The sequence below is a fragment of the Deinococcus seoulensis genome, assembly GCF_014648115.1.
Lineage (GTDB): Bacteria > Deinococcota > Deinococci > Deinococcales > Deinococcaceae > Deinococcus > Deinococcus seoulensis.
Genome location: NZ_BMQM01000012.1, coordinates 114,781 through 121,654 on the forward strand (window position 1 = coordinate 114,781; position 6,874 = coordinate 121,654).

Below are 6,874 nucleotides of genomic sequence, written 5' to 3' on the forward strand. Positions count from 1 at the left end.
CGTTGGCGACGCTCTGCGGCAAATGGGTGATTCCTCGACAGGACGGGTTCTGGGAGCGCTAGCCCTTCACGGCGCCGAGGGTCATGCCGGCCACGAAGTAGCGTTGCAGGAAGGGGTACACGAGCAGGATCGGGATGATCGTGATGACGGTGATCGCCATCTTGATGGAGTCGGGCGTGATCTGCTGGGTGCGCAGCTGGTCCGAGCGCATGGCGTCCGCGCCGGACTGCGTGGATTGCAGGATCTTCATCAGTTCGAACTGCAGGGTGCTCAGTTGCGGGTTGCCGCTGTTGTACAGGTACGTGTCGAACCAGGAGTTCCACTGCCCGACCGCGATGAACAGCGCGACCGTCGCGAGGACCGGCGTACACAGCGGCAGCACGATCCGCAGGAAGATCACGAGGTCGTTCGCGCCGTCGATGCGGGCACTCTCCTGAAGCTCGACGGGCAGTTCGTCCATGTACGAGCGGATCATGAAGATGTTGAAGGCGTTGATCAGGGTGGGCAGGATGTACACCCAGAAGGAGTTCATCAGGTGCAGGTCGCGGATCAGCAGGAAGCCGGGGATCAGGCCGCCGCTGACGTACAGCGTGATCGCCAGGAAGCGCGAGAGCAGCCCGCGTCCCAGGAAGTCCCGGCGGCTCAGGACGTACGCGACCATCGCGCACGCGCCGAGGCTCAGGGCGGTGCCGATCACCGTGCGCGCCACCGAGATGAGGAACGCCTGCGGGATGTTCCCGTACGCGAAGATCGCGCGGAAGTTCTCCAGGGTCGGCTGGCGCGGGTAGATGGTGATCCCGCCGCGCACGGTGTCCTGCGAGTCGTTCAGGGCGACGGCCAGCACGTTCAGGAAGGGGTACAGGGTCACGATCAGCACGGTGACCATCAGGAGGCTGTTCACGACGTCGAAGGTCGAGAGGCGCGCGCGCCGGCTGGGGGGCAGGTGGGTCATGGCGCTCCTAGATGATGCTGTCGCCGGTCTTGCGGCGGAAGAAGGCGTTCGCGCCGAACAGCAGCGCCAGCCCGACCAGGGAGTTCACGACGCCGATGGCCGTGCCGAAACTGAACTTGTTCATGCCGATGCCGTTCTGCAGGGCGTACAGGTCGAGGACCAGCGCGCTGTCCTTCACGACCGCGTTACTCAGCAGCAGTTGTTTCTCGAAGCCGATGGCGGTCAGGTGCCCGATGCTCAGGACGAACAGGATGATCACCACGCGGCTGATGCCGGGCAGCGTGACGTGCCGCATCAGCTGCCAGCGTCCGGCGCCGTCGACGCGCGCGGCCTCGTACAGCGCGGGTTCGATGGCGGTCATGACCGCGAGGTAGATGATGGTGTTCCACCCGATCTCCTTCCAGAGGTCCGAGAGCACCACCACGCCCCAGAAGTACTCGCTGCGCGCCATGAACTGCACGGGCTGCCCGCCGAACGTGGTGATCAACTGATTGATGGGGCCGCCGTCCGTGCTGAGCATCCTGTACACGAGTCCGGCGACGACCACCCACGACACGAAGTGCGGCAGGTACGACACGGTCTGCACGGTGCGTTTGAACAGCCCGGCGCGCAGTTCGTTCAGCAGCAGCGCGAAGATGATCGGCAGGGTGAAGCCCAGCAGCAGTCCCAGCAGACTCATGCCGAGGGTGTTCTTCAGCGCGAGGTAGAAGGTCTCGTCCTGAAAGAGGTCCGTGAAGTTCTTCAGGCCCACCCACTGCTGCTCCCAGAAGGGCCGGCCGGGCCGGTAGCGCTGGAAGGCCATCAGCCAGCCCCAGATGGGCACGTAGTTGAACACGAACACCAGCGCCACGAACGGCAGCGACATGCCCAGCAGGTACCGCTGCTCGTGCAGGCGCCTGAGGAGGCGGGAGCGGCGTCTGGGCGCGGCGCTCTTGGGGCGGGACGGGCTGAGTCCTGAACTGTGCATGACGCCTCCGGGTCGGTCGGTCGGGCAGGGCGGCGGCGGGCCGTGTGGGAACGCGCAGGGGCGTCCACGGGCACGGCGGGCCGGGGTTCTGGAAAAGGGTTGCTGTGCGAGTACCGTACAATCGAAACGATTCGATTGTCAATGCAGCTGTCCACCCACCCACCCGCCCCGCGACACTCCCTCGCCCTCTCCGCTATGGTGAAGCCCACCAGAGAGGCCCACATGCCCACGATCAAGGATGTCGCCGCGCACGCCGGCGTCTCAGCCAGCACCGTCCACTACGCCCTGAACGGCAAACGCAGCATCTCCCCGGAAGTCCGCCAGCGGGTCCTGGACGCCGTGCAGGCCCTGAACTACTCGGCCAGCGCCGTCGCCCAGCGCCTGCGCGAACACCGCTCGTACTCGCTCGGCCTGATCGCGCCGGAACTGCCCGCCAGCGACGCCGCCATGATGGAAATCCTGACCGCCACCGCCGCCACCGCCAGCGCCGCCGACCACACCCTCGGCATCTACCTGAACCAGGCACCCGACCAGATCCTCGGCCTGCTGCGCGCCCAGCACGTCGACGGCGTCATCCTGATCGAAACCGCCCACCACGACCCGCGCATCGAGGCGCTGCGCCACGCGCCGCACCCGTTCGTGCTGATCGGCCAGACCGGCGACATGACCGGCCTGACCACCGTGGACTTCGACTTCGAACAGGCCTTCTACCTCGCCTTCGACCACCTCGCGCGGCTCGGGCACCGCCACCTGGGCTTCATCGTCCCGCACGGCGCCACCGACGACGACCAGCCCCAGCGCAAGGAAAACTGGTACGCCACCCTGCGCGGCTACCGGCGCGCCCGGCAGGAACACGACCTGCACGTGGAACTCGAACCGGCCGTGCTGAACATCGAAGACGGCCACCGCGCCGCGTTGCGCCTGACCGCCCGCGCGCCGCGGGTCACGGGCATCGTCGCGTCCGGGCACACCCAGGTGGGCGTGCTGCGCGCCCTGTACTCGCAGGGCCGCCGCGTGCCCGACGACTGCTCGGTCGTGGGCGTCACCACCGCCCAGATCGCCGAGTGGACCATCCCGCGCCTGACCAGCGTGGACCTGCCGCTGCGCGAGATGAGCGTCACGGCCAGCGAACTGCTGCTGCGCAAGGTCGGCGGCGAGGCCGTCACCGAACAGGTGCTGTTCCCCGCGTACCTGATCGACCGCGAGAGCACCGCGCCCCCCAGAACTGCCCAGCCTGAATCCACCTGAGCCTGCTTCCTGCCTGCCGCCCGGTTCAGCCGCTTGGTGGCCGGGTCAGGCGGGCGCGCAGGGTGCGCTGCAACATGACCGGGTAGGCGTGCAGGACCACCGTGAGCAGCAGGTGCCACAGCGCGACCGTCCAGGCGCGGCGGCGCGCGGCCAGCGCGGCCACCAGCAGGCCCAGGCTGCCGATCAGCAGGTGATTGGTCTCCGCCTCGCGGCCCGCGCGTTCCAGGCGGGTCAGCGCGGCGCGGCCCGTGAATCCCACCGACTCGCGCCGCAGCCGCTCCCACCCGAGCCGCCGCAGCAGGCGCATGTACCCGTACACGCCGGCGCGGCGGTACAGCGCCGCCTCCCCCGGACGCACCCGGAACCACGCCCCACTCAGCTCCGGCTGCGTGGCGGGCAGGGCGTCCACCGACCAGCGCATCAGGCCCGCGTGCAGCACTATGGCCGTGACCGGACTGCGCGGGCCGGTCAGGCGGGCCGAGAGCGCCGCGCCGCCCAGCGCGGCCAGCAGGCCCACACCCAGGCGGGCCGCAGCGGGCGCGGGAGGTCGTTTCATACGGACTCCGATTGAATGGGCTGCAAAGACCATTCAATCCGAGCGGATGCGAGTGGGAGAGGAAGCGGGCTGCCGGACGTGGAGCTGGCAATCCGGTGAAGTTCCGGATTGTCAGCGAACCAGACGGCAGTCCGTATCACGCCGCCGAGCATAGCGCCCCCGCCCCCATCCGCCCCCGCCCGCACCGTCATTCCCTCACGCGCAGGCTCTACCCTGCGGGGCGTGAACCCCGGTGACCTGCTGACCCTGGCGTGGCGCGGCCTGACCCGCCGCCCGGCCCGCACCCTCCTGACCACGCTGGGCCTGAGTGTCGCCGTGGCCGGCATGGTGCTGTTCCTGTCGCTGGGCGAGGGCGTGCGTCAGGTGTTCACCGGGCAGTTCCGCAGCGTCGGCCCGGACATTCAACTCACCCTCAACGGCGCCGGGAGCGGCCTGCTGCCCCCCGCGAACCTGGACGCCGCGCTCGCCTCGCAGGTGCGGGCGGCCGCCGCGCCGCTGGGCGCCACGCAGGTCACGCCGGTCGTGACGGTCCTGAAGCAGGCGCTGGATCCCGCCCAGAGCGCTGTGTACTACGGCCTGCCCGCCGCGCAGGGCATCGGGGCACTGTTCCAGGGCCTGACGGTCACGCAGGGCCGCGCCCTGACCGCCGCCGACGAGAACCGCGCGGTGGCCGTGCTGGGCGCCAGCGCCGCCCGCAACGCCGGGGTGGGCGTGGGCGGCCGCGTGGACGTGCTGGGAACCCCGGTGCGCGTGATCGGCATTCTGGGCGGCGGGCACGCCCTGAACGACACCTTCACCTTCCTGCCCATCGGCACGCTGCAACGTGCCGCCCGCACGCCGGGGCGGGTGTCGCTGATCGCCGTCACCCTGCGCGACCCGGCCCGCGCCAGGAGCGCCGCGCAGACCCTCTCCGCGCAACTGAAACTGGAAGCGCAGACGCGCGGCGACGTGCTGGCCGTCGTGGACCGCGCGCTGCGCGTCACGGACGCCGCCCGCTTCGGGCTGTCCCTCGTGGCGCTGATCGTGGGCGGGCTGGCCGTGGCGAACACCGTCAGCATGAGCGTGTTCGAACGCGTGCGGGAATTCGGGACGCTGCGGGCCATCGGCGCGCGCCCCGCCCTGATCCGCGCGCTGGTCCTGACCGAGGGGCTGCTGCTGTCCGCGCTGGCCGGCTTGACCGGCCTGCTCGCCGGACTGGCCGGGAACGCCGCCGTGAACGCCTACACCCGCGCCCTGGCCGGATTCGACGGCGCCGCCCTGACCGTCCCGCTGGCCCTGACCGCCCTGGCCGTCAGCGTCAGTCTGGGCGTGCTGTCCGCCCTGATTCCCGCGCGCACCGCGGGCCGCCTGCCAGTCGTGCAGGCCCTGAGCCGCCTGTGACCCGGCCGCATATGACCCAGCCGCGCGTGACCCAGCCGCATATGGCCCGCGCGTGACCCGCTTCCCGGCCGCCCTGCACGACCCCCGCGCTCTACTGGAAGGCGCGTTCCGGCACGCCCTGCACGCCGCGTCGCCCGGCCACCTGCTGGCCCCGCACCTGACCGCCCCCACCGCGCGCGAACCCGCCCCGGACCTGATCCTCTCGGTCGGGAAGGCCAGCGTCCCCATGGCCCGCGCCGCCCTGAACGCCTACCCGGACACACCGACCCTGATCGTCACGCCACACGGCCCCCCGGACCCACAACCCTGGCCCGCACAGGTCGAGGTGATCCACGCCGGGCATCCCCTCCCCGACGACGCCAGCGTCCGCGCCGGTCACGCCGCCCTGACCCGCATGCGCGCCCTGCGAGCCGACCAGGCGGCGCTGGTCCTGATCTCCGGCGGAGGCAGCGCCCTGCTGTGCGCCCCGGACGGCGTGACCCTGGCGCACAAGCAGGCCCTCACGGACGCCCTGCTGCGCTCCGGGGCGGACATCCACGAGATCAACACCGTCCGCAAGCACCTGTCGGCCGTCAAGGGTGGCCGCCTCGCGCAGGCCACCGCCGCCCGCGTCCGCACCCTGCTGCTCTCAGACGTGGTTGGCGACCCGCCTGGCATGATCGCCAGCGGCCCCACCACGCCCGACCCGACCACCCACGCGGACGCCCTGCGCGTCCTGGACCGCTATCACCTGAGCGCACCGGAGGCCCGCGCGCACCTCACGTCCGGCGCGCCCGACACGCCCGCCCACCTGCCACGCGCTTCGCAGCAGGTGATCGGCAGCAACCGCACCCTGCTGGACGCTGCCGCCCGGTACCTGCGCGACCAGGGCGTGAAGACCGTGATCCTGGGCGACACCTTCACCGGCGAGGCCCGCGCCCTGGCCGCCTTCCACGCGCAGATCATCCGCAGCGTCCAGCGGCACGGCACGCCGTTCACGCCACCCGTGGTGCTGCTCTCCGGAGGCGAGGCGACCGTCACGCTCGGCCCGGACGCCGGACGCGGAGGCCGCAACCAGGAATTCGCGCTGGCCCTCCTGACCGAACTCGCCCGCGCCGGACTGCCCGGCGTGCACGCCCTGTCCGCCGGGAGTGACGGCCGCGACGGCAGCAGCCCCGGCACCGGCGCGTTCCTCACGCCCGACAGCCTCAGCCGCGCCGCGCACCTGGGCCTCGACCCGCTGCGCCACCTGACCCGCCACGACGCCCACACCTTCTTCCAGGCACTCGGGGACGTGCTGCACACCGGCCTGACCGGCCACAACCTCAACGACCTGCGCGCCGTGGTCCTGCCCTGACCGTGGAACTGGACTGAGCAGCAATGCCAGGTGAGTCCGGGCCGGACAGGTGCGGCGGGGCGGCACATGATACGGACTCCGATTGAATAGGCTGCAAAGCCCGTTTGATCCGAGCGAAACAAATGGAATCCGTACCATTCGCTCTATGGCGCAGGCTTACAGGTCCGCCCGCTCACCAGGGACCGTGGAATCCTGAACAACTGCAACGCTCAGAGCGAGTCCGCCGCAAGGAGCGCGCGCAGAGGGCCGTGCCACACCTTGACAGAGTGCGGCGCGGCGGGTACCTTTTAGGGCCTGTCTGCAGCCCCCCAGTGGGACGCGGTCAGGAGTCCTTCGGTGGGGCGTTCGCTTGAACGCGCCACAGGTGCTCGGGGACACCGCCGGTTCACGAGAGTGACCCTGCGCCCAGGACGCTCAAGAAGGATGAGTCGGGTG

At 70.6% G+C, this 6,874-nt stretch carries 6 protein-coding genes; 3 read left to right on the top strand and 3 right to left on the bottom strand.

What is annotated here, in order from left to right; genetic code table 11:
- Positions 1-58: 58 nt before the first annotated feature.
- Both IEY70_RS10435 and IEY70_RS10440 read right to left on the bottom strand, forming a co-directional pair.
- Positions 59-952: a carbohydrate ABC transporter permease gene (locus IEY70_RS10435; protein WP_189064948.1), complete on the bottom strand. Its 894-nt coding sequence runs from the start codon at positions 950-952 to the stop codon at positions 59-61.
- A 7-nt stretch (positions 953-959) separates the two neighbouring features.
- Positions 960-1,919 (bottom strand): ABC transporter permease, encoded by a 960-nt coding sequence (locus IEY70_RS10440; protein ID WP_189064949.1) that lies wholly within the window; start codon positions 1,917-1,919, stop codon positions 960-962.
- Between the two features lie 222 nt (positions 1,920-2,141).
- On the opposite strand from IEY70_RS10440, the gene IEY70_RS10445 reads away from it, so the two are divergent.
- Complete coding sequence (locus tag IEY70_RS10445; protein ID WP_189064950.1) at positions 2,142-3,167, top strand: LacI family DNA-binding transcriptional regulator; 1,026 nt, start codon at positions 2,142-2,144, stop codon at positions 3,165-3,167.
- 25 nt (positions 3,168-3,192) lie between these two features.
- Here IEY70_RS10445 and IEY70_RS10450 read toward each other — a convergent pair whose 3' ends face one another.
- The gene (locus tag IEY70_RS10450; protein WP_189064951.1) at positions 3,193-3,723 is read right to left on the bottom strand and encodes a glycosyl-4,4'-diaponeurosporenoate acyltransferase CrtO family protein; all 531 of its coding nucleotides are present in this window, start codon (positions 3,721-3,723) and stop codon (positions 3,193-3,195) included.
- Between the two features lie 222 nt (positions 3,724-3,945).
- On the opposite strand from IEY70_RS10450, the gene IEY70_RS10455 reads away from it, so the two are divergent.
- Entirely contained in the window at positions 3,946-5,103 is a 1,158-nt protein-coding gene (locus IEY70_RS10455; protein WP_189064952.1) for an ABC transporter permease, read from the top strand.
- 52 nt (positions 5,104-5,155) lie between these two features.
- Positions 5,156-6,439 carry a glycerate kinase type-2 family protein gene (locus IEY70_RS10460; RefSeq protein WP_229777824.1) on the top strand — a complete coding sequence of 428 codons (1,284 nt, stop codon included), beginning with the start codon at positions 5,156-5,158 and terminating at the stop codon, positions 6,437-6,439.
- The last annotated feature ends 435 nt before the right edge of the window (positions 6,440-6,874 follow it).

Excerpts from the sequence above, each read along its gene's own strand:
- IEY70_RS10440 (WP_189064949.1), bottom strand. The coding sequence starts at position 1,919 with ATGCACAGTTCAGGACTCAGCCCGTCCCGCCCCAAGAGCGCCGCGCCC.
- IEY70_RS10445 (WP_189064950.1), top strand. The coding sequence starts at position 2,142 with ATGCCCACGATCAAGGATGTCGCCGCGCACGCCGGCGTCTCAGCCAGC.
- IEY70_RS10450 (WP_189064951.1), bottom strand. The coding sequence starts at position 3,723 with ATGAAACGACCTCCCGCGCCCGCTGCGGCCCGCCTGGGTGTGGGCCTG.
- IEY70_RS10435 (WP_189064948.1), bottom strand. The coding sequence starts at position 952 with ATGACCCACCTGCCCCCCAGCCGGCGCGCGCGCCTCTCGACCTTCGAC.